The sequence below is a fragment of the Mycobacterium sp. UM_Kg27 genome (genome assembly GCF_000972905.1).
Taxonomy (GTDB): domain Bacteria; phylum Actinomycetota; class Actinomycetes; order Mycobacteriales; family Mycobacteriaceae; genus Mycobacterium.
Genome location: NZ_JRMM01000243.1, coordinates 1 through 2,404, shown reverse-complemented (window position 1 = coordinate 2,404; position 2,404 = coordinate 1). Strand labels below are relative to the sequence as shown.

Here is a 2,404-nt window from a genome sequence, read left to right as displayed (position 1 = left end):
TTGATGCCATGTCGTCGTCGATTCTTCCTGCCCGAAAATCGGGCATCAGAGTCCCACAACGACTGGACCACTACGAGGGGCTCACCTCACCTCCTGTTCGGTTGGCTGTGGTGGGTTGATCGCGGCGGCCTCGGGTAGGTCGATGATCTTGGGTGCGTGATCGCGGCCGTAGCGCTGCGGGTGACGTGCGCGGGCGTCGGCGAGCACGGCGCGGCGCTGGGTGTCCTTGGCGGCGGCCAGGCCGTAGAACACGTCGGCGGGGGTGTGCAGGCCGATGCCGCTGTGGCGATGCTCGTGGTTGTACCAGGCCACGAATGTCTCCATGAAATCTCTTGCGTGGTGGATGGATTCGAAGCGATCCGGGAAGGTCGGCGCGTACTTCAGCGTTTTGAACCAGGCTTCGCTGTAGGGATTGTCATTGGAGACCTTGGGCCGCGAATGCGAGCGGGTTACACCCAGCTCTGCCAGCAGTGCGGCGACGCTGTTGCTGGTCATTGAGGTGCCCCGGTCGGCGTGCACGACGTGCGGGATGCCGTAGGTGCCGAAGATCTGCTCCATCATCTCCTTGGCCAGCACGCCGCATTCGCGGGCGTGCACGTGCACGCCGACGATGTAGCGCGAGTAGATGTCGATCATCACGTAGGCGTCGTAGTAGACGCCTTTGACCGGGCCAGCCAGTTTGGTGATGTCCCACGAGTACACCTGCCGCGGGGCGGTCGCCACCAGTTCCGGGCAGACCGCTTTGCGGTGCCGGGCCAGCCGGCGGCGCTCCTTGACCTGCTTGTTGGCGTTGAGGATCCGGTACATCGTCGAGATCGAGCACAGGTAGGTGTCTTCGTCGAGCAGGGTGGCCCACGCTTGCATCGGGGTGGTGTCGACGAACCGGTTGCTGTTGAGCACCTCGACCACATGGGCGCATTCGGCGGCGGTGAGCTTGTTGACCGGTACGTGCAGCACCGGATCACGTGGCGCCGAGAACGGCTTGGCCCGCCGTGCCGCTGTCGAGCGGTGCATGCCGGTCAACGCAGCCGCCTTCCGAGTGGTGATCCCGTGGCCGCGCAGGTCGGTCCAGGCGTCCATCAGCGCTTGGTCGGCTTGTTGTCGGGCTCCGCGCTCTCGGAGAGACTTTCCAAGAGCGTGTGCTTTTCCCATGATCTCCAAGGCGACCTCGGTGGTGGCCAGGCGCTTGTCCGTCTTGTCGAGTTCACGCTTGAGCCGGGCGATCTCGGCCTGCTCGGGCGTGAGCTTGCCGACCTTCGCCCCGGCCGGCTTGCCGTCGAGCACGCCGGCGTCACGTTGCTTGCGCCACTCGCTGATCTGAGACGAGTACAGGCCTTCACGGCGCAGGTAGGCGCCACCATCGCCGCTGGAGCGGGCCTGCTCGTACGCAGCCAAGTGCGACAGCTTGTCGGCCGCGCTAAACGAGCGCCGCCGCTGCGGGCCACCACCACGTGGACGTGTTGAATCCATGTGCGCATTCTCCCCGGCCACAGCCAGGCTGGAAATCGTCATCTTCGAGTTGATCCGTCTCTCGCCCTGCAAGCGGATTGCTATGACCACTGGACTCAACTCACCCTGACACGCAGGGATGTGCCGTGAGCTGTAAGGCCTGATCGCTTTGTAGGCAGCGGTGCCAGTGCGTTCAGGCACGGCCTGTGCTCGTGAGGTTTCGCGGCCGGTCGCCGGGTTGGCTGGCTCCTTGGTGGCCTATCCCCACCGGCCTCAAGGCCCTTAATTGTGGAGTTGCGTTCATATCCGTTGACGTGATTCCCGTCTCTTAGTTAACTTACAGCAAGTAATAGGGAGAATCCCGGAATCTGTACAGGTCGAACCTCTTGGAGACGAACCAGCGATGAAGCGCGCGCTCGCAGCACCCTCGCGTAAGAAGCAACTGAACCGGCGCACGCTGGGTGCAGCTAGCACGGTCAGCATGTTCCTTGCGTTCGGGGCGGCGCCCCTGGTGGCGGCACCGATGGTGTCAGCGGAAGTGCCGGAATGGGACGTCGATGTGTTCGATGCGCTCCCGAGCGCGGCATCGGCGTCAGCGGTTGACTTGAGTGCAGGCGACTGGTGGAGCGCACTGCCCGCACCGGGGATCGCTGTGGCCTCCTTGGATGACTGGTTCAACGACCTGGTGTTTATGCCGTTGCACGATGCGATCCAAGACTGGCTGCACAGCACTGGCGGTGTCCAATTCGCCACCTTCGTCAACGATCTGTCCGGCGTCTACCTGATCGGCGATGGTGCTGCGGGAACGGAACTGAACCCCGACGGTGGGGATGGCGGTCTGTTGTTCGGTGATGGAGGTGCCGGCTGGGGCTACAACGGCTCCGGTGGTGATGCCGGTTGGCTGTTTGGCAACGGAGGCAACGCCGGCAGTGGCGCAGATGGTGGCGTCCAAGAC

At 63.9% G+C, this 2,404-nt stretch carries 1 protein-coding gene and 1 pseudogene; one reads left to right on the top strand and one right to left on the bottom strand.

All coding sequences use genetic code 11. From position 1 onward, the window contains the following. Positions 1–81 precede the first annotated feature (81 nt). Entirely contained in the window at positions 82–1,470 is a 1,389-nt protein-coding gene (locus LI94_RS20890; protein ID WP_082105847.1) for an IS3 family transposase, read from the bottom strand. 460 nt (positions 1,471–1,930) lie between these two features. Here LI94_RS20890 and LI94_RS25165 point away from each other — a divergent pair. Then, positions 1,931–2,404 (top strand): annotated as a pseudogene (locus LI94_RS25165) (hypothetical protein); the annotation flags it as partial.

Bases quoted from the DNA above. Each gene is read 5' to 3' on its own strand.
- LI94_RS20890 (WP_082105847.1), bottom strand. From the start codon at position 1,470: ATGGATTCAACACGTCCACGTGGTGGTGGCCCGCAGCGGCGGCGCTCG.